Source organism: Streptomyces sp. NPDC001393, assembly GCF_053597455.1.
Genome location: NZ_JBSFIH010000005.1, coordinates 105,122 through 126,614, shown reverse-complemented (window position 1 = coordinate 126,614; position 21,493 = coordinate 105,122). Strand labels below are relative to the sequence as shown.

The window sequence follows — 21,493 nt, the reverse complement described above, 5'->3', positions numbered from 1 at the left end:
TCACATCATGTGTCGATCACTTCACTGTGCGTACCTGTTGGCGCATCACGCCCCTGCGCATGACAGGGGGAACCCCAAGGGGTCGAGCATGGGCCGCGTCCGCGTCCATAGTGCGTCCATCAAAAAGCACGGTTGCGGCACGGGGGTGGCGAAGTATGGCGTTTTGCCGTCGCGCGTGTTTCTCTCCGCCTCCGCCAGGGAGGATGGGGCTCGGCCGTCGGTGGCTATGACGCCCGGGTCCGTCGCCAGGTTCCGGGTGGTCCCCAACCACCCCTGGCCTTCACCGAGTACGTACCCATCACGACCGCTGTGACGCTCCGTGGAGCAAGGCCAGTCGACCGCAATGGACCGATACCTGGTGCAGTTTTCAGCCAACTTGGCAGTAAGGCAAGGGGTTCGAGGGAAACCTCGCCAGACTCACGGACACCAGGAATCCCTGCAGGACAATGCTGGACATCCCCTCACGAGTGCGTGTACATGTGGAGACACTGCTAGCGGCGCAGAATGACATGGGGGTTTGCGATGCTTTTCAGCAATACGCACCGGTCTGAAGGCCGGACGCCATGAACGCCCCGCACCCCCCGAAAGTGGCCGGAATCGATCCAACGGTTCCGACGCCCGCACACACTGCGCCCACTCCCCCCGCCGCCGACGCCGATCCCTCCCCCGGCACCCCTCCCGTCCCGGCCCCCAACACCCCCGCACCCGGCGCCCTCCTCCAGGACCGGCTGGCCGGCTGGGTCTCGGACCTCACGACCCTCCACGAACTCACCGAGCGCCTGTCCCGCACGAACGCCCTGGATGCCGCCCTCCACGAACTCCTGCGCGCCGGAGCCGCCCTCGTCGGCGCCCGCCGCGGCCTGGTCGCCCTGGAACCCGGCGACGGGCTCGGCCCCCGCACCACCCTCGGCCTGGGCCTCGGCCGGGCCGACCTCGGCCACATCGAGACCGTCCCGCGCGGCGCGCTGCCGTACGACACCAACACCGCCGCCGAGATCATCCACCCCGATCTGCTCGCCGAGGACGGCCTCGACCCCCGGCACCGCGAGGTCGCCGCCCGTCTCGGCTACGCCGCCAGCTACGCCCTGCCCCTCGCCACCGACTCCGCCGGCCGCCTCGGCGCCGCCGTCTGGCTCTACGACGAACCGGCCGAACCCCACGAGCGGCAGCGCCACCTCGCCGGCCTCTACGTCCGGCACGCCACCGAGCACCTGGCCCGGCTGGTGGAGGTGGAACGCACGCGCGCGCACGTGGCGACCCTCACCGAGGAACTGCTGCCCACCCGGCTGCCCCGCGTGCCCGGCGTCCAGCTCGCCGCCCGGCACCGCACCGGCCCGCGCGGCGGCGGCGACTGGTACGACGCGCTGCCCCTGCCGGACGCCGCGCTCGGCCTCTCGGTCGGCTCGGTCACCGGCTCCGGGCCCAGCGCCGTGGCCGCGATGGGCCGGCTGCGCGCCTCCTTGCGCGCGTACGCCGTGATGGAGGGCGAGGACCCGGTCGCCGTCCTGTCCGATCTGGAGCTGCTGCTGCGGCTGACCGAGCCCGCCCGCTCGGCCACCGCGCTGTTCGCCTACTGCGAGCCCGCCCTGCGCAAGATCACCCTGGCCGGCGCCGGACACAGCCCCCCGCTGCTGATCGGCGAGCGCCGCACCGAGTTCGCCGAGACCTCCGTCTCCGCCCCGCTCGGCATGCTCGCCTGCTGGGAGGCGCCGAGCGTCGAGATCCAGGCCGAGGCAGGGGAGACGGTCCTGCTCTACACCGACGGGCTGCTGCACCGTACCGGCGACCCGACGGACCGCGCCTTCACCCGCCTGCACACGGCCGCCGCGAGCATCCCGCGCGCACTGCGCCACGACCCGGGCGCCGTCGCCGACCACGTCCTGCGCACCGTGCTGCCGGGCGGTCTGGACGAGGCCGACAGCGAGGAGGACGTGGTGCTGCTGGCGGCCCGCTTCGACTGAGCCCACCTGTGATGACCGGGCATAACAGGTCATCCGGCCTGGCCCGCTCCCGGTACGACCGTACGATGATGGAGGTCCCCGCTCGGCCACAAGCAGGAGCGTCGCGGGCCCCGGGGGAGATCACAAGGCGTATCGAGGAGGATCACGTGTCCGACGAGCTCAACCCGGCTGTGCCCGACTCCGCTACCGCGGAGGGCCCCGAGACCGAGTCCGAGGAGCCCATCAAGCAGCGGAAGAACGGCCTGTACCCGGGCGTCTCCGACGAGCTGGCCGAGAACATGAAGTCCGGCTGGGCCGACACGGAACTGCGTGACCTGGAGCCGGTCCCGCAGGCCGCCGAGACCGCGCGCCGCCGCGCCGCGCTCTCCGCCCGCTTCCCGGGCGAGCGCCTGGTGATCCCGGCGGGCAACCTGAAGACCCGCTCGAACGACACCGAGTACGCCTTCCGCTCGTCCGTCGAGTACGCGTACCTCACCGGCAACCAGACCGAAGACGGCGTCCTGGTCCTGGAGCCCAAGGACGGCGGCCATGAGGAAACGATCTACCTTCTGCCCCGCTCGAACCGCGAGAACGGCGAGTTCTGGCTCTCCGGCCAGGGCGAGCTGTGGGTCGGCCGCCGCCACTCCCTCACCGAGTCCGAGGCGCTGTACGGCATCCCGGCCGCCGACGTGCGCGAGCTGGCCGACAAGCTGCGCGAGGCCACCGGCCCGGTGCGGGTCGTGCGCGGCTACGACGCCGGCATCGAGGCCGCGCTGACCGACAAGGTCACCGCCGAGCGCGACGAGGAACTGCGCGTCTTCCTCTCCGAGGCCCGGCTGATCAAGGACGAGTTCGAGATCGGCGAGCTGCAGAAGGCCGTGGACTCCACGGTCCGCGGCTTCGAGGACGTGGTGAAGGTCCTCGACAAGGCCGAGGCCACGTCCGAGCGCTACATCGAGGGCACCTTCTTCCTCCGCGCGCGCGTGGAGGGCAACGACGTCGGCTACGGCTCGATCTGCGCGGCCGGCCCGCACGCCTGCACTCTGCACTGGGTCCGCAACGACGGCCCGGTCCGCTCCGGCGACCTGCTCCTGCTGGACGCGGGCGTGGAGACCCACACCCTCTACACCGCCGACGTCACGCGCACGCTGCCGGTGGGCGGCACGTACAGCGAGATCCAGAAGAAGATCTACGACGCCGTGTACGAGGCCCAGGAGGCCGGTATCGCGGCCGTCAAGCCGGGCGCCAAGTACCGCGACTTCCACGACGCCGCCCAGCGCGTGCTCGCCGAGAAGCTCGTCGAGTGGGGCCTGGTCGAGGGCCCGGTGGAGCGCGTCCTGGACCTGGGCCTGCAGCGCCGCTGGACCCTGCACGGCACCGGCCACATGCTCGGCATGGACGTCCACGACTGCGCGGCCGCGCGGACCGAGACGTACGTGGAGGGCACGCTGGAGCCGGGCATGGTCCTCACCGTCGAGCCGGGGCTGTACTTCCAGGCCGACGACCTGACCGTGCCGGAGGAGTACCGGGGCATCGGCGTCCGCATCGAGGACGACATCCTCGTCACTCAGGACGGCAACCGAAACCTTTCGGCCGGTCTGCCGCGCCGCTCCGACGAGGTCGAGGCCTGGATGGCCGCACTGAAGGGCTGATCTGCGTTTGAATGGCCGGGTACCGGGGAGTGCCCGGCCCTTCACGTGCCTGGGGGAAGGTTCTCGTGGACGACTTCTGGTCCGGTGTCGGTGTCGATCTGCATCTGGAGCCGGACGCGGCGGACGGGCGCCGTACCGGACTGGAGCGGGCCCTGCGCAACGCCGTACGGGACGGCCGGCTGGTGCCGGGGACCCGGCTGCCGGCCACCCGGCGGCTCGCCACCGAGCTCGGCATCTCCCGCGGCACCGCCAAGGCCGCCTACGACCAGCTCGTCGCCGAGGGGTACCTGACGGCGCGGCAGGGCTCGGGCACCCGGGTCGCCGAACTGCCGCCCGTCGCCTCGGCGGAACCCGGCACCACGGCACGCACGCGTGCCCCGCGTTTCGATCTGCGCCCCGGCAGCCCGGACGTCGGCGCGTTCCCGGCGGCGGCCTGGCTGCGCGCGCTGCGCCGGGCCATAGCGACGGCGCCCTCACTGGCGTACGACTACGGCGACCCGCGCGGCCGGATCGAGCTGCGCACGGCCCTCTCCGGCTATCTGGGCCGGGCGCGCGGGGTGCTCGCGCCACCGGAGCGGATCGTCATCACCTCCGGGTACGTCCAGGGCCTCGCGCTGCTCACGCGCGTGCTGGACGGGGCCGCCGTCGCCATGGAGGACCCCGGGCTGCCGTTCCACCGGGAAGTCGTACGGCGGGGTGGCGGAACGGTCCTGCCGGCGCCCGTCGACGCGCACGGGGTGCGCCCCGAGGAGCTGGGCGAGGCCGCCGCCGTGGTGGTCACACCGGCGCACCAGTACCCGACCGGGGTGACCCTGTGCCCGGAGCGGCGGCGGGCGCTCGGCGACTGGGCACGCGCGCGTGGCGGGCTGATCGTCGAGGACGACTACGACGGCGAGTTCCGCTACGACCGCCAGCCGGTCGGCGCGCTCCAGGGCATGGCCCCCGGCCAGGTGGTGTACCTCGGCACCGCCTCCAAGACGCTGGGCCCCGCACTCCGCCTCGGCTGGATGGTACTGCCGCCGCATCTGGTCGACGCGGTCGCCGACGCCAAGCTGCACAGCGACCACCACACCGAGACCATCGGCCAGCTGGCCCTCGCCGAGCTGATCGACAGCCACGCGTACGACCGGCACGTGCGCGCGTGCCGGCTGCGCTACCGGCGCCGCCGGGACCAGTTGCTGGACCGGCTGGGCGCGGGCCGGAGCGTGCACGGCATCGCGGCCGGACTGCACGCCCTGATCGACGTGCCCGACGAGGCGGAGGTGCTCGCCCGCGCACAGGCGGAGGACCTCGCCCTCGGCGCCCTCGGCGACCACTGGCACGAGCCCGGCCCCGGCCGCCCGCAGGGGTTGGTCGTCGGCTACGGCACGCCTCGCGAGCGGGCGTATCCGGAGGCGCTGGAGGTACTGGCGAAGGTGCTGGAGGGCTGAGCGGGGCCCGTCACACGGCGGGATCGTCGTCGTGCAGGATTCGCTGGAAGAGCCGGCAGTCCCGCCACTCCCCGTCGATGTGCAGGTACTTCGGGGCCAGGCCGATCGGTTCGAACCCGCACTTCGCCAGCACCCGCTGCGAGCCGGTGTTCCCGAGCAGCGTGGACGCCTCGATCCGGTGCAGCCCCACCGTGTCCCGCGCGATCCGGCAGACCCGCCGCACGGCGGCCGTGGCCAGGCCGCGGCCCTGGTGGCCGGCGGCCACCCAGTAGCCCAGGGAAGAACTGCAGAAGGGCCCTCGGGTGATCCCGGTCAGGGTGATGGTCCCGACGATCCGCCCGTCCACCGCCTGGAACACGAAGGGCACCGCGCGGCCCTCGGCGAACAGCCGCAGCAGCCCGTCGATCCGCTCCCGCTGCCCCGCCTCGGTGAAGAAGGACTCCGGCCGGCGCGGCTCCCAGGGCCGCAGGTGCTCACGGTTGTCCACGTAGGCCGCGCACAGCGCGCCCGCGTCGGCCGGCGCCGACAGCCGCAGTGTCACCCCGTCCGCTATGTCACCGCTCTCGATCTCCATGCCCTCACTATGCCGTCAGCAGCGAGGGATCCTTCGTCCACTTGAGGATCTTGTCGAAGCTGACCACCGTGCCGCCCCGGCCGGGTTTGGCGCCGATGTGGACATGGTCGGCGAGTTCGCGGATGAGACAGAGCCCGCGGCCGTGCTCGGCGTCCGCGCGGGCGGGCCGGATCTCCTGGGCGCGGGCGAACCCCGGTCCGGAGTCGGCCACTTCGATACGGCACTTCTCGCCGTCGAGATACGCGGTCACCCGGTACGCCTCCGACGCGCCCCCGTGCGGCGTGTTCCCGCCGTGTTCGACGGCGTTCGCGCAGGCCTCGGTCAGGGCGACGGACAGGTCGTAGGAGATCTCGGGGTCGACGCCCGCCGTCTCCATGGTGCCGATCAACAGCCGCCGGGCGAGCGGCACGCTCGCGGCCTCGCGGCGCAGATGGAGTGACCACCAGATGCTCATGCTCCAGCCTCCTGGCCGCGGCTCGACATACCGATACGTATTGCCGCCCGTAGGGGGACGTAAGCACACCGTTGACGTGACTCCGCCCATACGGCCGATGCGCCGAGGGAGGAATCGGTGTATGAGGGACGTTCCCGCGGCCCTGCCGTAGGGCGCCGGTAAGCGCAGTGCGATGATGAGGCCGCCATGACTGCCCCCCACCCGCGCACGGCGCGTCCCGGAGCCGGGCTCCGGATCCTGCGGGCCGCGGTGTTCGCCGCGGTCTGCGTCGCGCTGGCCGCGTGCGGGCACACCCTCGCCTCCTGCGCGAGCGTGCCCCTGTGGACACTGGGCGCGGGCTTCCTCGGCTGTCTGCTGCTCGTGGTGCCGCTCGCCGGGCGGGCCCGCTCGCTGCCGGGCATCGCCGCGCTCCTCGCGCTCGGCCAGACCGCGCTGCACACGCTGTTCGGGCTGGGCCAGCACGGGGCTGTCATGACCGGCGCCGGGATGGCGACTGGGTCGACGTGGTCGATGGGATCGATGGGGTCGATGAACTCCACCGGCTCCACGGTCTCCTCGCTCAGCGACACCGCGCTGGTGGAGCAGGCCGCGCGGCTGCTGTGCGGGGCGAGCCCGGCCGCCCTGACCCCGGGGCACGCCTTCCACCTGCTGCTCGCCGCCCATCTCGTCGACCGCTCGGGCCGGCCCGTGACAGTCATGGGCGGCATGCACCACGCGTACGACGCCACCGGGTCCTCGGCCGCGCTGCTGCCCTCGCTGCCCATGCTGCTCGGTCACGTCCTCGCGGCCGTCGCCGCGGGCTGGCTGCTGCGCCGCGGCGACCTGGCGCTGCTGCGGCTGATCGAGCTGTCGGCGCACGAAGTCGCGGAGGGGACGCTCGTACGGTCCCTGCGCGCCGCGCTCGCGCTGGCACGCGCCCTGTGCGCCGGGCTCCTGCCCGCCTCCGAGCCCCTCCCGCGCGGCCGTCGTACCGCCCGGGACGAGGCACCCGGCCCGCACACCACCGCACTCCAGCACACGGTGATCCGGCGCGGCCCGCCCGCCGCCGCCTTCCGTCTCGCCGCCTGACGCGACGCGCGCACCGCTCCACCGATGCAGGGAGAGGGCTGCCGCCGTCGCGCGGCACGCGCGCGTGCGCGTACCTCTCTCGTCATCAGAACTCTGTCATCAGAACTCTCGGAGTGGAGTGCTCCTGCCATGCAGGCTTCCCGTATCGCTTCTCGTGTCACCGCCGCCGGCGCCGTCGCGGGCACGGCCGTCCTGGCACTGTCCGTCCCCGCCTTCGCGCACGTCACCGTGCAGCCGGAGACCCCCGCGGCCAAGGGCGGTTACACGGTCGTCGACTTCAAGGTCCCCAACGAGCGCGACAAGGCCTCGACGACCAAGGTCGAGGTGAACCTCCCGGCCGACCACCCGATCGCCTCGGTCATGCCGCAGGCCGTGCCCGGCTGGAACGCGCAGGTCACCAAGTCCAAGCTGGACAAGCCGCTGACCGTGCACAACGAGAAGATCGACGAGGCCGTCACCAAGGTCACGTGGACCGCCGCCGACGGCAAGGGCATCCAGCCCGGCTACTTCCAGAAGTTCCCGCTGTCCCTCGGCGCCCTGCCCGAGAACACCGACCAGCTCGTGTTCAAGGCCATCCAGACGTACTCCGACAAGGAGGTCGTGCGCTGGATCGAGGTGCCGCAGGCCGGCCAGGACGAGCCGGAGAACCCGGCTCCGGTGCTCGAACTGTCCGCCGCGACCGGCGACCACCACGGCACGGCGGGCGCCGAGGACGCCTCCGACAAGGCCGCGAGCGCCGCCGACTCCGGATCCGGCTCCCACGACACCGACATCACCGCACGCGTGCTCGCCGTGGTCGGCATCGTCGCCGGCGTCGCGGGCGTCGCCTACGGCGTCCTCGCGGGCCGCCGCCGGACCGCCTAAGCCCTTCCGGGCCGCGCACGGGGGTCGTGCGAGGCGTGCGACGCTTTCCTGGCCGTCGTACGACCCCCGGTGCGCGCCGGATTACTCACATCTGGGACATTTCTTTATGCGTAAGAAGACGTTCGCCGCGGCCGCGCTGCTCGCCGCCGCCACCCTGGCCCTCTCCGCCTGCGGCAGCGGAGACGACGGCAAGTCGCCGGTCTCCGCGGTCTCGCAGGAGTCCGACTCGGGCAAGGCCGCCACGGTCCTCGACCAGCCCTTCGAGAAGCCGGACCTCGTCCTCACCGACACGCACGGCAAGAAGTACGGCCTCCGCCAGGAGACCAAGGGCCACCCGACCCTGCTGTACTTCGGCTACACCCACTGCCCCGACATCTGCCCGACGACGATGAGCAACATCGCCGTCGCCAAGAAGGCGCTGCCCCAGGCCGAACAGAACGACCTGCGGGTCGTGTTCGTCACCACCGACCCCGGCCGGGACACCCCGGCCGAGCTGGGCAAGTGGCTCAAGGGCATCGACCCGCAGTTCATCGGCCTGACCGGGGACTTCGCCACCATCCAGGCCGGTGCCCGCTCCGTCGGCATCTCCGTGGAGCCGACCGCGAAGGACAAGAACGGCAAGCTCGTCTCCGTCCACGGCACCCAGGTGATCGCCTTCTCCCCGAAGACGAACGGCGGTTACGTCCTCTACGGCGAGGACGCCACGGTCGACGACTACACCAGGGACCTGCCCAAGCTCGTCAAGGGGGCGAACCCGTGAGGCAACCTGTGAGGCAACCTGTGAGGCGCCACCCCGCCGTCCTGACCGCGGCCGCCGCCCTCGCGGGCGCCCTAGCCCTCGCGGGCTGCTCGGACTCCGGCTCGGGCTCCGGGTCCGCGAAGGCCGAACTGTCGGTGAGCGGGCCGTACATGCCGCAGCCGGTCTCCGCCGACATGGCCGCCGGCTTTCTGACGATCAGCAACAAGGGCGGCGCCGAGGACGAGCTGACCGCGGTGACCAGTGACGTCGCCGGCCAGATCACCATGCACAGCACCCTGGGCGGCGCCATGCAGGAGAAAAGCTCCTTCTCCATACCCGCCCACGGTCAACTCGTGTTCAAAAGCGGTGGCAACCACCTGATGTTCGACAGGCTGAAGCGCAAGCCGCAGCAGGGCCAGACGGTCACCCTGAAGCTCACCTTCGCCAAGTCCGGACCCCTCACCGTCGAGATGCCGGTGAAGTCCGCCACGTACAACCCGTCGACCGGCCACTGAGGGAGGGACCCACCACCGTGACGCGGACCATCACCCCCACGGGACACCGCGGCAGCCTGCGCACCCTGGTACTGCTGCTCCTCGCCGTCACCGGCGCACTGTTCGCGGGTGCCGGACCGGCCTCCGCGCACGCGGCGCTGACCGGCAGCGACCCCGCACAGGGGGTGGTGGTCAAGCAGGCACCCAGCCAGGTCGCGCTCACCTTCTCCGAGAAGGTGGCGATGAACGACGACTCCCTGCGCGTCCTCGACCCCAGGGGCAAGGCCGTCCAGACCGGCGGCCCGGCCAACCTGAGCGGGACGACGTACGCCGTGAAGCTGAGGAGCGGCCTGGGCAACGGCACCTACACGGTGACCTACCAGGTCGTCTCGGCCGACAGCCACCCGGTCTCCGGCGCCTACACCTTCTCCATCGGGGCGCCCTCGCAGACCGTGGTGTCCGGCACCGGGCCGGTCGCGGGCGGCGGAGTCGTGGGCGCGCTCTACGCGATCGGGCGGTACGCGTCGTACGCCGGGTTCATCGTGCTCGCCGGCGGCGCGGCCTTCGTGCTCGCCTGCTGGCGGCGCGGCGCGGGCGTACGGGCCCTGCAGCGGCTCGTGGTCGGCGGCTGGCTCACGCTCACCGCGGCCACCCTGTGGCTGCTGCTCCTGCGCGGCTCCTACACCACCTCCGGGAAGCTCGCCGACGTCTTCGACCTCGGTCTGCTGGGCCAGGTGCTGCAGACCAAGACCGGCGCGGCGCTGGTCTCCCGGCTGCTGCTGCTCGCCGCCGCCGCGCTGTTCATCGCCGTCCTCTTCGGCGCCTACACCAAACGCGAGGAGGGCCAGGAGAAGCGCGATCTGACCTTCGGGCTCGCCATCGGCGGTGTGGTCGTCGCGGCGGGGCTCGCGAGCAGCTGGGCCATGGCCGAGCATGCCTCGGTCGGGCTCCAGCCGGGCATCGCCATGCCCGTCGACGTCGTCCATCTGCTGGCCGTCGCCACCTGGCTGGGCGGGCTGACCGCCCTGCTGGTGGCTCTGTACCGGGCGCCCGCCGGGACACCGGTGGAGGCCGCCGCCGTCCGCCGCTTCTCCCGCCTTGCCTTCGGCTCCGTCGTCGCGCTCGTCGCCACCGGTGTCTACCAGTCCTGGCGGCAGCTGGGCGCCTGGTCGGCGTTCACCGACACCCGGTACGGGCAGTTGCTGCTCGTCAAGATCTCCCTGGTGGCCCTGCTGGTCGGGATCGCCTCCGTGTCGCGGCGGTGGACGGGACGGCTCGGCGACGACACCGCCCCTGCCGCCACGGGCGCCGACGCCGCGGAGAGCGAGAAGGAGCGCGTCACCGCTGCGAAGGCGGCCGCGAAGAACGCCGGCTCCGGGGACTCCCAGCGTGCCGCGCAGCTCGCCCGGCAGCGGGCCGCGATGGACGCGGCCCGGCAGAAGCGGCTGCGGGACGGCGACGCGAACCGCTTCGGCCTGCGCCGTACGGTGCTCGCCGAGGCCGGTGTCGCGGTCGTGCTGCTCGCCGTCACCACCTGGCTGACCCAGACCGAGCCGGGCCGCACCGAACTGGACGCCAAGGCCGCCTCCTCGTCCTCCTCCAGCTCCGCCACGGCGCCCTCGAACGGCGCGCTGACCCTGGACATGCCCTTCGACACCGGCGGCACCGACGGCAAGGGCGTCGTCAGCGTCGACCTCGACCCCGCGCGCGTGGGCGGCAACGAGATGCATGTGTACGTCCAGGGCTCGAACGGCCGGGCCTTCGACATCCCCGAGGTGAAGGTCGAGTTCACCCTGGAGGCGAAGAAGATCGGCCCGCTGCCCGTGACCCCCGACCACATCACGACCGGCCACTGGTCGGCGAGCGGAGTGCAGATTCCCATGGCCGGCGACTGGAAGATCGCCGTCACCGTGCGGACCTCCGACATCGACCAGGTGACCGTCTCCAAGAACGCGCAGATCGGCTGAACGACACCATGCCCGACCAGTCCATCCCTCAGGCCCGCACCTCCGCCAAGGCGTCCGAGACGTCCGAGCCCGCGGGCGGCCACGGCATCTCACGGCGCGCCCTGCTCGGCACCGCGGGGGCCACCGGGCTCGTGCTCGGCGCGGCCGGCGGCGCCGTGGGCTATTCCGCCGCGCCTGCCCCGGCCACCCCGCTGAGCTCGCTGGGCTCCGATCGGGCGATGTTTCACGGGAAACATCAGCCCGGCATCACCGAGGGCCTCCAGGCGCGCGGTCATCTGGTCGCCTTCGACCTGGCGGCGGGCGCCGGCCGCCAAGAGGCCGCAGCCCTGCTGCGCCGCTGGTCGACGACGGCCGAGCGGCTGATGGCGGGCGAGGCCGCGCCGCACGACGACACCGATGTGGCCCGCGACGCCGGGCCCTCCTCACTGACGATCACCTTCGGCTTCGGGCACTCCTTCTTCGGGAAGACGGGTCTGGAGAAGCAGCGGCCGAGCGCGCTGGATCCGCTGCCGGACTTCTCCTCCGACCACCTCGACAAGACACGCAGCGACGGCGACCTGTGGGTGCAGATCGGTGCGAACGACGCCCTGGTCGCCTTCCACGCTCTGCGTGCCCTCCAGAAGGACGCGGGCGGCGCGGCCCGCCTGCGCTGGCAGATGAACGGCTTCAACCGGACCCCGGGCGCCACCGCGCACCCCATGACCGCCCGCAACCTCATGGGCCAGCTGGACGGCACCCGCAATCCGAAGCCGGCCGACTCCGACTTCGACCAACGGATCTTCGTGCCCGCCTCGGGCGAGCCGGCCTGGATGGCGAACGGTTCCTACGCCGTCGTACGCCGCATCCGCATGCTCCTGGACGACTGGGAGAAGCTGTCGCTGTCGGCCCAGGAGGCGGTCATCGGGCGCCGGAAGTCCAATGGGGCGCCGCTGTCCGGAGGCGATGAGACGACCCCGATGGACCTGGAGAAGACCGACGCCAAGGGCGAGTACGTCGTCCCCCTCAACGCGCACGCCCGGATCACCCGGCCCGACAGGAACGGTGGCGCCGCCATGCTGCGGCGCCCCTTCTCCTACCACGACGGCTTCGACGCGGACGGCACGCCGGACGCCGGTCTGCTCTTCGTCTGCTGGCAGGCCGACCCGCTGCGCGGCTTTGTGCCGGTGCAGCGCAAGCTCGACCGGGGCGACGCGCTGTCGCAGTACATCCGCCACGAGGCGAGCGGGCTGTTCGCGGTGCCGGGCGGGGCCGCCGAGGGCGAGTACGTGGGGCAGCGACTGCTGGAGGGCTGACCTCTCTTTTAAGTGGCGATCGGGGTTTCAAACCACCCGGTCGAGTGGTGTCCGTGAGACACGGAAGCCGCTTTCCGCTGCGGCCATTAGGGTGAGGACATGCCAGCGAGCTATGCGTATCTCGGCCCCGAGGGCACCTTCACCGAAGTCGCCCTGCGGACGCTCCCGGAAGCGGCCACCCGGGAGCTCGTCCCGTATGTGTCGGTGCAGTCCGCGCTGGACGCGGTGCGGGCCGGCGAGGCCGAGGCCGCGTTCGTGCCGATCGAGAACTCCGTCGAGGGCGGTATCACCACCACCCTGGACGAGCTGGTCGCGGGCGAACCGCTGATGATCTACCGCGAGGTGCTGCTGTCGATCACCTTCGCGCTGCTGGTCCGGCCCGGCACCGAGCTGTCGGACATCAAGACGGTCTCCGCCCACCCGGCCGCCCAGTCGCAGGTGCGGAACTGGCTGCGGAAGAACCTTCCCGACGCCGCCTGGGAGTCGGCCGCCTCCAACGCGGACGCCGCCCGTCTGGTCCAGGAGGGCCGGTACGACGCCGCCTTCGCCGGCGAGTTCGCCGCCTCGCGGTACGGCCTCGAAGCGCTGGAGACCGGGATCCACGACTTCCCGGAGACCGCGCAGACCCGGTTCGTGCTGGTCGGCCGCCCGGCCCGGCCCGCCGCGCCGACGGGTGCCGACAAGACCTCGGTGGTGCTGTGGCAGCGCGACGACCATCCCGGCGCGCTGCGCGATCTGCTCGGCGAGTTCGCCTCCCGCGGCATCAACCTCATGCTGCTGCAGTCCCGGCCGACCGGCGCCGGCATCGGCAACTACTGCTTCTGCATCGACGCCGAGGGCCATATCTCCGACCGGCGGATGGCTCAGGCGCTGATGGGCCTGAAGCGGATCTGTCTGCAGGTGCGTTTCCTCGGCTCCTACCCCCGCGCGGACATCGCGCCGGCCGAGGCTCCGGCGACCCGGCCGGGGACCTCGGACGAGGAGTTCATGGCGGCGGCGGACTGGGTGGCGCGCTGCCAGGACGGCCGGTTCTGAGGCGGCCGTAGACTGCTTCCAGCCAGTACTACCTGCATATCTTCGTTATCCACAGAAGTTATCCACAGGTCCGCTTCTCGACCTGGGGACAAGTCGACAAGAGAGCGTGAGCCGGTCGACAAATCGCCCCTCGTGCCCCCGATGCGGCCACTGCCCCGCAGCTCACCCTTCGTCCACTCGTTTCCATTGATTCATCTTTTGGAGCGACCGCTTTCCACTCAAAAGTGGGTGTGAACCGGGTTTGCCCTGGGAATTCTTCAGTCCGCCGCGCCGTTCCGGAGTGATCAATTCCGAAATCCACAGACCTTCCACACAGCCTGTGGATAACTCTTCGGAGGGTGTGGATTCCTGTGGACAGCGGGCCCGCGAAGTCCCGTTCTCCACAAGGGAGTCCGGTCAACCGATCGCCGGAACGCTGCCCCGTCCCAGGGAGTGAGACACTTTTCCTTGACGCGTTTCGATGGGTTCCGACACGTTACGCAATTCGCTCATAACAGAACGTAAGCGACAAAGAGTGGCGAATCCGAACTCCCCGTAATACGGATTCGTGAGCGGCAAGCCCACACCGGTAGCCTTGGCCTCGTGATTGACCTTCGCCTGCTCCGTGAGGACCCCGACCGTGTGCGCGCGTCCCAGCGCGCCCGTGGAGAGGACGTCGCGCTCGTCGACTCCCTCCTGTCTGCCGACGAGCGGCGCAGGTCCTCCGGCGTCCGCTTCGACGAGCTGCGCGCCGAGCAGAAGCAGCTCGGCAAGCTGATCCCCAAGGCCACCGGCGACGAGAAGGCCGAGCTGCTGAAGCGCGCGAGCCAGCTCGCCGCCGATGTCAAGGCCGCCGACGCCGAGCGCGACGCGGCCGACGCCGAGACCCAGGAGCTGCTGCTCCAGCTCGGCAACCTCGTCCACCCCGACGTGCCCGTCGGCGGTGAGGAGGACTTCGTCACGCTGGAGACGCACGGCACCATCCGCGACTTCGGTGCCGAGGGCTTCGCGCCCAAGGACCACCTGGAGCTCGGCCAGTTGCTCGGCGCCATCGACGTCGAGCGCGGCGCCAAGGTCTCCGGTTCCCGCTTCTACTTCCTCACCGGCGTCGGTGCCCTGCTGGAGCTGGCCCTGGTGAACGCGGCACTGGCCCAGGCCACCGCGGCCGGCTTCACGCCGATGCTGACCCCGGCGCTGGTCCGCCCGCAGTCCATGGCCGGCACCGGCTTCCTCGGCCAGGCGGCCCAGGACGTCTACCACCTCGACAAGGACGACCTGTACCTGGTCGGCACGTCCGAGGTGCCGCTGGCCGCGTACCACATGGACGAGATCCTCGACGCCGACAGGCTGCCGCTGCGGTACGCGGGCTTCTCGCCCTGCTTCCGCCGCGAGGCCGGCTCGCACGGCAAGGACACGCGGGGAATCTTCCGTGTGCACCAGTTCGACAAGGTCGAGATGTTCTCGTACGTCGCGCCGGAGGACTCCCAGGCCGAGCACCAGCGGCTGCTGGAGTGGGAGAAGCAGTGGCTGACCTCGCTGGAGCTGCCGTTCCGCGTCATCGATGTCGCCTCCGCCGACCTCGGCGCCTCGGCCGCCCGCAAGTTCGACTGCGAGGCGTGGATCCCGACCCAGGGCAAGTACCGCGAGCTGACCTCGACCTCGGACTGCACCGAGTTCCAGTCCCGCCGCCTGTCGATCCGGGTCCGCGACGGCAAGCAGGTCAAGCCGCTCGCCACGCTCAACGGCACGCTGTGCGCCGTACCGCGGACGATCGTGGCGATCCTGGAGAACCACCAGCAGGCCGACGGGTCCGTCCGGGTCCCCGAGGTGCTGCGCCCGTACCTGGGCGGCCGGGAGGTCCTGGAGCCGGTCGCCCAGTGACCGGCTTCCCCTACCGGCTGATCGCGACCGACCTCGACGGAACGCTCCTGCGCTCCGACGAGTCGGTCTCCGAGCGCACCCGTGACGCGCTCGCCGCGGCCACCGCGGCGGGCGCGGCCCATATCGTCGTCACCGGCCGCGCGGTCCCGTGGACCCGGCACATCCTGGACGACCTCGGCTACGGCGGCCTCGCCGTCTGCGGTCAGGGCGCACAGGTCTACGACGCCGGGACGCACCGCCTGCTGACCTCGGTCACCCTGGACCGGCAGCTGGCGGGCGTGGCCCTGGCCAAGATCGAGGCCGAGGTGGGTCCGCTGTATCTGGCGGCCAGCCGGGACGGGCTCGACGGCGAGGTGCTGGTCGGCCCCGGTTACGCGGTCACGGGCAAGCTGCCCGCGACCCCGTTCACGGACGCGGCCGACCTGTGGACCGCGCCGCTGAACAAGATCTACATACAGCACCCGACGATGGGCGATGACGACCTGGCGGACGCCGCCCGGCAGGCGGCCGGCGGTTTCGTCACGGTCGCCATGGCGGGCGAGGGCATCGTGGAACTCCTCCCGCTGGGCCTGTCCAAGGCCACGGGGCTGTCTCTCGCCGCCCGGCGTCTCGGTCTGAAGGCCGCGGACACGATCGCCTTCGGCGACATGCCCAACGACATCCCGATGTTCGCCTGGGCCTCCCGCGGCGTGGCCATGGCCAACGCCCACGAGGAGCTGAAGGCGGTCGCCGACGAGGTGACCGCCTCCAACGAGGAGGACGGCATCGCGGTGGTGCTGGAGCGGTTGCTGGGCTGAAGGCTGGGAAGGCGGCCGCGCGGGCCAACCGCTGTAGGCAATCGTTCCGCAGGGCGGAACGGGTGGGCACAGCCTGCAGCGCGGGGCGCCGACATGACCAACCCCGGCTGAAGACCGGCCGTACCACAGCGGCAGCACCTCGCGGCCGCCCCGGGCTGCCCCCTTGGGCTCCACGGTGGGGTAACTACACCGGAGCCGGCCTCGGGCTGCCCTGTCGGGAGCTGGGCGTACTGCCGTGCATGGGCATCGCCCGGCTCCTCTCCCGGATCGTGACGCCGGGACGATCCCGGCGGATGGGGCACAACCACTCTGCCCCGCCGCCGAGTTGAGCGCCACTGAATAACCGAACAAAAGGCGCGGCTACCGGCGACGCCATCTGCGGCGGCGGGCCTTGCTGAAGAACCAGCCCGCCGGGGGCTCCTCGGAGCGCCACGGCTGCGGCTCGGGCTCCTCGGCACGCCAGCGGGCGGCGAGCATGCGGGCTCTGGCGGACGGCTCGGAGGTCTCGGCGGCACGCACGAAGGCCTCGTCCAGGACCAGCTCGCCCCAGACATCACCGTCGGACCGCTCACGCCCGTCGTTCCGCGGCATCTCCTCTGCCATCACCGGCCTCCTAGCCGTACATCCGTTCTGCTCAGTGTGCCGGGGACGAGGTGAAGCCACCGTCAAGCCGCCGCAGGCCTACTCCTCGCCCGCCAGCTTCAGCGTCCGCAGCTTCTGCCCGGCGTACCAGGTGGCCAGCACGGTCACCGCCACCAGCAGCACCGTCGCCGTCGGCAGGCTCACGTCCGAGGTCACCAGGTCACCGCCGACGACCTTGTGGGCGACGGCCAGCGACCACTGCTGGACGCTGAGCGTGCGCGCGCCGGGCACCAGCGAGCCGAACAGCGCCTCCCAGACCAGCGCGTAGACGAGCCCGAAGACCACCGCGTGCCGGGAGACCGTGCCGAGCAGCAGGAACAGCGCCGAGTAGGCGATGGAGGACACCAGCGCGGCGACCGTGTAGGCGACGGCGACCTGCTGGCCGTTGCCGTTGAGGATCAGGCCCGCGATCAGGGTCGGCACCGCCGAGAAGACCATGGTCACGGCGATGGCGACGATCAGCTTGGTGAAGATGATCGTGGGCCGCTTCAGCGGCTTGGACAGCAGGTAGACGACGGAGCCGTCGTCGATCTCCGGTCCGATCGCGCCGGTCCCCGCGATGACGCCGATGATCGGCACCATCGTGGCGATCGCGAAGCCGCCGAGGACGTCGGAGGCGGTCTGGTCGTCGGCTCCGGTCAGGCCGCGCACGGCCACGGAGATCACGATCAGCAGCAGCGGCAGCACGCCGAGGATGAGGGCCCGGCGGCGGCCGAGCAGCGCCCGATAGGTGAGCCGGGCGACAGTGGGGTCGTACATCTTCGGCCTCCTACGCCGCGACCAGGTACGAGAAGACGGACTCGAGGGACTCGTCGGACGGCGAGACCGTGAGCAGCCGGATGCCGTGGTCGCGGGCGACCTTGGGCAGCAGGGCGGTGAAGCGGCCGAAGTCGACGGCCTGGATGCGCAGCGCGCCCTCGGTGACGTCGACCTCGATGCCGGCCGTCGAGGGGTCGGCGATCAGCGCGGCCGCGAGGGCGCGGTCGTCGCTGGAGCGGACCAGGTAGCGGTGCGGGCGGTCGGTCATCAGCCGGCGGATCCTGCGGAAGTCACCGCTGGCGGCGTGCCGTCCCGCGACGACGACCTCGATGTGCCGGGCGAGTTGTTCGACCTCTTCGAGGATGTGCGAGGAGAACAGCACGGTGCGGCCCTCGTCGCCCATCTTGCGCAGCAGGTCCATCAGTTGCATGCGCTGGCGCGGGTCCATGCCGTTGAACGGCTCGTCCAGCAGGAGCAGCGAGGGGTCGTGGACCAGTGCGCTCGCCATCTTCACACGCTGCCGCATGCCCTTGGAGTACGTGGAGATCCTCCGGTCCTGCGCGTACTCCATCTCGACCGTGGCGAGGGCCTTTTGGGCCGCCTTGTCGCCGAGGCCGTGCAACTCGGCATTGGCGACGACGAATTCGCGGCCGGTGAGGAAGTCGTACATCGCCTCGCGCTCGGGGACGATGCCGATGTGCCGGTAGATCTGCTCGTTGCGCCACACCGGCTGTCCGTCGAGGGTGACGGTGCCGGTGGAGGGGGCGAGGAAGCCGCCCATCATGTTGATCAGGGTGGACTTCCCGGCGCCGTTGGGACCGAGGAGGCCGGTGACACCGGGGCCGATGGTCATGGTGATGTCGTTGACGGCGACCACGTTGCCGAACCAGCGGGAGACGTGGTCGATGCTGAGGGTCGTCACAGTCCCACCTTCTTGTAGCGGCGCATCAGCAGACCGTAGCTGCCGGCGATCAGGGCGAGCACGACCAGGACGTAGACCAGTCCCTGCCCGGTCGACGGGTTCACGGCGCCGGGGTTGCGGGCGGTCGCGCCCAGGAAGGCCGACTGGACGCCGTCGATGAGCGTGATGGGCGAGAACAGGCCGATCCACGGGATGACGGAGGAATGGTTCTGCACGTTCGCGATGGCCTGGAGCGTGCTGACCGCGCCGTAGGAGATGATCATCACCGCGATCACCGCGGCGATGCCGAAGCCGCGGCGCGGGGTGACGGCGGCGATCACCAGGCCGATGCCGGCGAAGAGCAGGGAGAGCAGGGCCACGGAGACCAGTCCCTCGGCGAATTCCTTCGTCTGGTGGGCGAAGCCCAGCTTGGACAGCAGCGCGCCCACGTACATCACGAGCAGGGGAGCGGCGGTGAGAATGAAGATCGCCGAGGCGAGCGCGGCGAACTTGGCCCGTACGTAGTCTGCGGTCTCGATGGGCCGCGAGAAGTACAGCGGCACGGTCTTGAAGCGCAGGTCGCGGGAGACGGCCTGGGGTGCCTGCGAGGCGACGTAAAGGCTGATCACGGCCTGCAGCATGATCGCGTACCGCGTGTAGGTCACCGGCAGGTCATGCCCCTTGGTGAAGACCACGACGGCCACCATGATGGCCGCGGGCACGCACATCACCGCGAACAGCAGCATCGGCAGCACCTTGGTCTTGGCCGAGCGGCCGAGGCCGTAGGCGCCGCGCAGGGACTGCGCGTACAGCGAGCGGCGGGCGTAGGCACGGCCGAGGCGCGGGCCGTCGTAGCCGCGGTAGCCGATGTCGTGGATGCGGGTCTGGTCGCCCGCGGGTGAGGTCAGGGGCTGCAAAGGGCGCTCAACCGCCATGGCGGACGGCCTCCTTCCGCTGCTCGTCGCCGCTGTGTTCGGCGCTGCTGGTGAACACCTCGGAGATGTGGTGCCGGCGCTGCTCCATGCGCACCAGGCCGAGGCTGAGGTCGGCGACGACGTCCCGGACCAGGTCGTACGTCTCCTCGCCCTGGGCGGTCAGCAGCAGGACGTGTCCGGCGCCGGGCAGTCCGGCGCCCTCGTTCTCGGTCTCCACACCGCGCGCGTGGAGCGCGTCGCGGACCGCGCGGGTGCCGTCGGGGTGGGCGTCGCTGTCGGTGACCTCGATCGCGAGAGTGGTCGTGGTCTGGGTGAAGTCGGTGGTGGAGCTGGAGCGCAGCAGCTTGCCGCCGTCGATGACGACGACGTGGTCGCAGGTGCGCTCCAGTTCGCCGAGGAGGTGGGAGGTGACCAGGACCGAGATGCCGAAGTCGGTGTGGATGCGGCGGATCAGGCCGAGCATCTCGTCCCGGCCGACCGGGTCGAGGCCGTTGGTCGGCTCGTCCAGGAACACCAGCTTCGGGTCGTGCACCAGCGCCTGGGCGAGCTTGACCCGCTGCTTCATGCCGGTCGAGTAGCCGCCGATGGGGCGGTAGCGCTCCTCGTACAGCCCGACGTGGCGCAGGGTGTCCGCGGTGCGCTCACGCGCGGCGGTGGGCGGCAGGCCGGACATGCGCGCCATGTGGACGACGAACTCGGTGGCCGAGACGTCGGGCGGCAGGCAGTCGTGCTCCGGCATGTAGCCGACGCGCTCGCGGATGGCGCCGCCCTTGGTGGCGACGTCGAGGCCGAGCACCTCGGCGCGGCCCTCCGTGGCGGGGGACAGACCCAGCAGGATCTTGATCAGGGTGGACTTGCCGGCGCCGTTGGCTCCGACGAGTCCGGTCACACCGGGTCCGATGTCCACGGACAGCCGGTCGAGCGCGGTCACCCGGGGGAACCGCTTGCTCAGGCTTTCGGTCGCGATCACAGTCACGTCTTCGACGGTAGTGATCCGGACCACGCCGGTCGTCAGACCTCAGAGCCGTCTTCGCGTCAGACCCAAGTATTACGGGGCCCTAAGGGATGCCCCCACCTAAGGGTTACCGAGGGTTTTCCACAGCCTGCCGCCCCCACTATTGACGCCGCCTCTAACAACTGTCACATTCACCAGTGTCAAGTTACGGACGCGTACCGCAGTCGACGCGAGTCGGCGGCACGACGGGACGGGGCGGCATGACGACGGCAGTGAGCAGCGAACTCTCCGTGGAGTTGCGGGGGTTCAGGCGGGTGCAGCGCCTCGCCTACGAGTGCGCGGAGGCGGTCGCGGCGTGGCTGGAGCCGGGCGTGACCGAGCGTGAGGCGGCGCGGATGCAGCGGGAGTGGCTGCGCGAGCGCGGGGTGCGGGACTGGTTCCACCTGCCCTTCGCCTGGTTCGGCGACCGCACGGCGTTCGTGAACTTCCGCATACCCCTGCAGTTCTTCCCCACGGACCGCGCCCTGGAGCCGGGGATGCCGTTCATCCTGGACATGGCGCCGGTCTACGACGGGTACACGGCGGACATCGGCTATTCGGGCTCGCTCGGCGTCAACCCGGTGCAGGACCGGCTGATGGCCGACCTGGAGGCGCACCGCGAGCTGATCCTGCGCGAGGTGCGCGAGCGGCGCCCGCTGCGCGAGATCTACGAGGACGTGGACCGGCTCATGGTCCGCCAGGGCTATGCCAACCGGCACCGCGCCTATCCCTTCGGTGTGATCGCCCACAAGGTGGACCGGGTGAAGCAGCGCCGCTTCTCCCCTCATCTGTTCGGGTTCGGTACGCAGTCCCTCAAGGGCCTGGCCGCCGACGCGCTGCACGGCCACCGCGAGGGCTGGTCGCCGCTGTGGTCGCCGTACCGCTTCTCCGACCATCCGCCGCAGCCGGGCCTGTGGGCGGTCGAACCCCACCTCGGCTTCAGGGGTACGGGCGCGAAGTTCGAGGAGATCCTCGTGGTCACCGACTCCACGGACCCCGAGCAGAGCGCCTTCTGGCTGGACGACGACCTGCCGCACGTGCGGCGCTGGGCGGAGGAGAAGTGACGGCGGACGGCGCGGGAGAGGTGACGGCGGAC

General features: G+C 71.2%; 20 protein-coding genes. 13 read left to right on the top strand and 7 right to left on the bottom strand.

Translation table 11 applies throughout. The features are described 5' to 3' along the window. Window positions 1–563 precede the first annotated feature (563 nt). The 3 genes from ACWC2T_RS08800 to pdxR all read left to right on the top strand — a co-directional run bounded on the left by ACWC2T_RS08800 (window position 564) and on the right by pdxR (window position 5,022). Window positions 564–1,961, top strand: coding sequence for a SpoIIE family protein phosphatase (locus ACWC2T_RS08800; RefSeq protein WP_450669700.1), 1,398 nt, complete (start codon window positions 564–566; stop codon window positions 1,959–1,961). Window positions 1,962–2,107: 146 nt separating this feature from the next. Continuing rightward, on the top strand, window positions 2,108–3,592 hold the full coding sequence (locus tag ACWC2T_RS08795; RefSeq protein ID WP_450669699.1) for an aminopeptidase P family protein: 1,485 nt from the start codon (window positions 2,108–2,110) through the stop codon (window positions 3,590–3,592). 65 nt (window positions 3,593–3,657) lie between these two features. After that, on the top strand, window positions 3,658–5,022 hold the full coding sequence (pdxR, locus tag ACWC2T_RS08790) for a MocR-like pyridoxine biosynthesis transcription factor PdxR (RefSeq protein ID WP_450669698.1): 1,365 nt from the start codon (window positions 3,658–3,660) through the stop codon (window positions 5,020–5,022). A gap of 10 nt (window positions 5,023–5,032) precedes the next feature. Here pdxR and ACWC2T_RS08785 read toward each other — a convergent pair whose 3' ends face one another. Together ACWC2T_RS08785 and ACWC2T_RS08780 are read right to left on the bottom strand one after the other, a co-directional pair. Beyond that, the gene (locus ACWC2T_RS08785) at window positions 5,033–5,596 is read right to left on the bottom strand and encodes a GNAT family N-acetyltransferase (protein WP_450669697.1); all 564 of its coding nucleotides are present in this window, start codon (window positions 5,594–5,596) and stop codon (window positions 5,033–5,035) included. 7 nt (window positions 5,597–5,603) lie between these two features. Then, on the bottom strand, window positions 5,604–6,050 hold the full coding sequence (locus ACWC2T_RS08780) for an ATP-binding protein (protein ID WP_450669696.1): 447 nt from the start codon (window positions 6,048–6,050) through the stop codon (window positions 5,604–5,606). 186 nt (window positions 6,051–6,236) lie between these two features. Here ACWC2T_RS08780 and ACWC2T_RS08775 point away from each other — a divergent pair, with 186 nt between their 5' ends. The 9 genes from ACWC2T_RS08775 (at window position 6,237) to ACWC2T_RS08735 (ending at window position 16,166) form a co-directional block, all read left to right on the top strand. Beyond that, a complete protein-coding gene (locus ACWC2T_RS08775) occupies window positions 6,237–7,118 on the top strand; it encodes a hypothetical protein (RefSeq protein WP_450669695.1) in 882 nt (293 codons plus the stop codon). A gap of 129 nt (window positions 7,119–7,247) precedes the next feature. Continuing rightward, the gene (locus ACWC2T_RS08770; RefSeq protein WP_450669694.1) at window positions 7,248–7,982 is read left to right on the top strand and encodes a YcnI family copper-binding membrane protein; all 735 of its coding nucleotides are present in this window, start codon (window positions 7,248–7,250) and stop codon (window positions 7,980–7,982) included. A gap of 106 nt (window positions 7,983–8,088) precedes the next feature. Then, window positions 8,089–8,742, top strand: a complete 654-nt coding sequence (locus ACWC2T_RS08765) for an SCO family protein (protein ID WP_450669693.1) — start codon at window positions 8,089–8,091, stop codon at window positions 8,740–8,742. 20 nt (window positions 8,743–8,762) lie between these two features. Further along, window positions 8,763–9,236 (top strand): copper chaperone PCu(A)C, encoded by a 474-nt coding sequence (locus ACWC2T_RS08760; RefSeq protein WP_450669692.1) that lies wholly within the window; start codon window positions 8,763–8,765, stop codon window positions 9,234–9,236. Window positions 9,237–9,253: 17 nt separating this feature from the next. After that, window positions 9,254–11,182, top strand: coding sequence for a copper resistance CopC/CopD family protein (locus tag ACWC2T_RS08755; RefSeq protein WP_450669691.1), 1,929 nt, complete (start codon window positions 9,254–9,256; stop codon window positions 11,180–11,182). An 8-nt stretch (window positions 11,183–11,190) separates the two neighbouring features. Beyond that, window positions 11,191–12,474, top strand: a complete 1,284-nt coding sequence (efeB, locus tag ACWC2T_RS08750; RefSeq protein WP_450669690.1) for an iron uptake transporter deferrochelatase/peroxidase subunit — start codon at window positions 11,191–11,193, stop codon at window positions 12,472–12,474. Window positions 12,475–12,573: 99 nt separating this feature from the next. Further along, window positions 12,574–13,509 (top strand): prephenate dehydratase, encoded by a 936-nt coding sequence (gene pheA, locus ACWC2T_RS08745; RefSeq protein ID WP_450669689.1) that lies wholly within the window; start codon window positions 12,574–12,576, stop codon window positions 13,507–13,509. 582 nt (window positions 13,510–14,091) lie between these two features. Further along, entirely contained in the window at window positions 14,092–15,369 is a 1,278-nt protein-coding gene (serS, locus tag ACWC2T_RS08740; protein WP_450669688.1) for a serine--tRNA ligase, read from the top strand. Continuing rightward, complete coding sequence (locus tag ACWC2T_RS08735; RefSeq protein ID WP_450669687.1) at window positions 15,366–16,166, top strand: HAD family hydrolase; 801 nt, start codon at window positions 15,366–15,368, stop codon at window positions 16,164–16,166. The genes serS and ACWC2T_RS08735 overlap by 4 nt, the downstream gene beginning before the upstream one ends. Window positions 16,167–16,526: 360 nt before the next feature. Here the strand turns inward: ACWC2T_RS08735 and ACWC2T_RS08730 are convergent, their stop codons facing one another. The 5 genes from ACWC2T_RS08730 to ACWC2T_RS08710 all read right to left on the bottom strand — a co-directional run bounded on the left by ACWC2T_RS08730 (window position 16,527) and on the right by ACWC2T_RS08710 (window position 20,373). Continuing rightward, window positions 16,527–16,769, bottom strand: coding sequence for an SGM_3592 family protein (locus ACWC2T_RS08730; protein ID WP_450669686.1), 243 nt, complete (start codon window positions 16,767–16,769; stop codon window positions 16,527–16,529). Window positions 16,770–16,847: 78 nt separating this feature from the next. Beyond that, entirely contained in the window at window positions 16,848–17,567 is a 720-nt protein-coding gene (locus tag ACWC2T_RS08725) for an ABC transporter permease (RefSeq protein ID WP_450669685.1), read from the bottom strand. A gap of 10 nt (window positions 17,568–17,577) precedes the next feature. Continuing rightward, window positions 17,578–18,489, bottom strand: coding sequence for an ABC transporter ATP-binding protein (locus ACWC2T_RS08720; RefSeq protein ID WP_351208622.1), 912 nt, complete (start codon window positions 18,487–18,489; stop codon window positions 17,578–17,580). Then, entirely contained in the window at window positions 18,486–19,403 is a 918-nt protein-coding gene (locus tag ACWC2T_RS08715; protein ID WP_450669684.1) for an ABC transporter permease, read from the bottom strand. The genes ACWC2T_RS08720 and ACWC2T_RS08715 overlap by 4 nt, the downstream gene beginning before the upstream one ends. Beyond that, complete coding sequence (locus ACWC2T_RS08710) at window positions 19,393–20,373, bottom strand: ABC transporter ATP-binding protein (RefSeq protein WP_450669799.1); 981 nt, start codon at window positions 20,371–20,373, stop codon at window positions 19,393–19,395. The genes ACWC2T_RS08715 and ACWC2T_RS08710 overlap by 11 nt, the downstream gene beginning before the upstream one ends. A 245-nt stretch (window positions 20,374–20,618) precedes the next feature. Between ACWC2T_RS08710 and ACWC2T_RS08705 the strand changes: the two genes are divergently transcribed. Then, entirely contained in the window at window positions 20,619–21,461 is an 843-nt protein-coding gene (locus ACWC2T_RS08705; protein WP_450669683.1) for a M24 family metallopeptidase, read from the top strand. Window positions 21,462–21,493 lie beyond the last annotated feature (32 nt).

Bases quoted from the DNA above. Each gene is read 5' to 3' on its own strand.
- ACWC2T_RS08780 (WP_450669696.1), bottom strand. From the start codon at position 6,050: ATGAGCATCTGGTGGTCACTCCATCTGCGCCGCGAGGCCGCGAGCGTG.
- ACWC2T_RS08715 (WP_450669684.1), bottom strand. From the start codon at position 19,403: ATGGCGGTTGAGCGCCCTTTGCAGCCCCTGACCTCACCCGCGGGCGAC.
- ACWC2T_RS08730 (WP_450669686.1), bottom strand. From the start codon at position 16,769: ATGGCAGAGGAGATGCCGCGGAACGACGGGCGTGAGCGGTCCGACGGT.
- ACWC2T_RS08705 (WP_450669683.1), top strand. From the start codon at position 20,619: ATGACGACGGCAGTGAGCAGCGAACTCTCCGTGGAGTTGCGGGGGTTC.
- ACWC2T_RS08725 (WP_450669685.1), bottom strand. From the start codon at position 17,567: ATGTACGACCCCACTGTCGCCCGGCTCACCTATCGGGCGCTGCTCGGC.
- ACWC2T_RS08770 (WP_450669694.1), top strand. From the start codon at position 7,248: ATGCAGGCTTCCCGTATCGCTTCTCGTGTCACCGCCGCCGGCGCCGTC.
- ACWC2T_RS08765 (WP_450669693.1), top strand. From the start codon at position 8,089: ATGCGTAAGAAGACGTTCGCCGCGGCCGCGCTGCTCGCCGCCGCCACC.
- ACWC2T_RS08785 (WP_450669697.1), bottom strand. From the start codon at position 5,596: ATGGAGATCGAGAGCGGTGACATAGCGGACGGGGTGACACTGCGGCTG.
- pheA (WP_450669689.1), top strand. From the start codon at position 12,574: ATGCCAGCGAGCTATGCGTATCTCGGCCCCGAGGGCACCTTCACCGAA.
- ACWC2T_RS08775 (WP_450669695.1), top strand. From the start codon at position 6,237: ATGACTGCCCCCCACCCGCGCACGGCGCGTCCCGGAGCCGGGCTCCGG.
- efeB (WP_450669690.1), top strand. From the start codon at position 11,191: ATGCCCGACCAGTCCATCCCTCAGGCCCGCACCTCCGCCAAGGCGTCC.
- ACWC2T_RS08800 (WP_450669700.1), top strand. From the start codon at position 564: ATGAACGCCCCGCACCCCCCGAAAGTGGCCGGAATCGATCCAACGGTT.